Here is a 1,127-nt window from a genome sequence, read left to right as displayed (position 1 = left end):
CCACCCCCGGCGCCGCCACGAACGTCCGCCAAGAACCGATCCCCCCGCTGTACGCCTCCCGAGGGCTGGTTGGGGCCGCGGGCCGCACCTGGGCCGCGGCCGACGCCCGGCCGGTCGCCCGGCTGGCGGACCTGTGCGGCCACCTCCCCCTGGCACTGCGCATCTGCGCGGCCCGCCTCAGGAGCCGGACGGCGCTGTCGGTGGAGAAGCTGGTGGAACGCCTCGCCCGGCTGGAGGACCGCCTCGACCACCTCGAACTGGAGGACCTCAGCGTCCGCCGCTCCCTGACGGCGGCCCACGAGGCACTCACCGGCTCGGGCGACCCCCGCGACCGCGACGCCGCCACGGCCCTCGCCCTCGTCGGCGCACTGGACCTGCCCGAGTACGCCGCACCGCTGATGGCCGTCGCGACGGGCTCCTCCGAACGCGGCGCCGAACAGGCCCTGGACCGCTTGGCGGAGGTGGCGCTGCTCCAGGAGACGCACGGGGGCCGCTACGTCCCGCACGACCTGGTCCGCGACTTCGCCCGGGAACTCGCCGACCGGCCGGACGCCCGGGCCGGGAACGCCGACGCCGTCGAACGAGCCCTGCGCTGGTACGGGCAGCGGCTCGCCCGATGCGCCGCCGCACTCCGGCCCGGGCCCGGCCGAGGGCCCGAACAGCCCGGGGACGCTCCCACCTTCGCCGACGCGGCGGCGGCACTCGCCTGGGGCGATGCGGAAGCGGCGAACCTGCTCTTCCTGGCCGACTCCGGCGCACACGGACGCCTGGGACCCGGCCGCACCCTGGAACTGATCAACTCCCTGTTCCCCTATCTGCACGACCGCGGCCGGGCGCGGGACCTCGAACGCCTGACACGGCACGCCATCGCCCTCGCCAGATCCGGCGGCGACGCCGCGGCCGAGGCCCGGGCCCTCGGCCAGCTCGCCTCCGCGCACTACTCGGCCGGACGCGTCCGGCAGGCACTGCTCCTGCTGGACGAAGCCGTGGAGCTCAGCGGGCACCTCTGCGACGACGCGGCCCGGATGCGGCACCTCGGCAACCGGGCCGCGCTGCTGCGGGAACTCGGCCGCGGCGCCGATGCCCGGGCGACGCTGGCACGATGTCTCGCGCTGCGTCCCGATACC

General features: G+C 76.6%; 1 pseudogene. It reads left to right on the top strand.

The annotated features are described in order from the left end of the window. Positions 1-1,127: pseudogene (locus ACFTZL_RS45060) on the top strand (hypothetical protein); the annotation flags it as partial.

The sequence above is a fragment of the Streptomyces sp. NPDC056948 genome (assembly GCF_042674225.1).
GTDB classification, from domain to species: domain Bacteria; phylum Actinomycetota; class Actinomycetes; order Streptomycetales; family Streptomycetaceae; genus Streptomyces; species Streptomyces purpurascens.
Note: the sequence above shows the minus strand (reverse complement) of the source record. Positions and strands in the feature narration are given on the sequence as shown.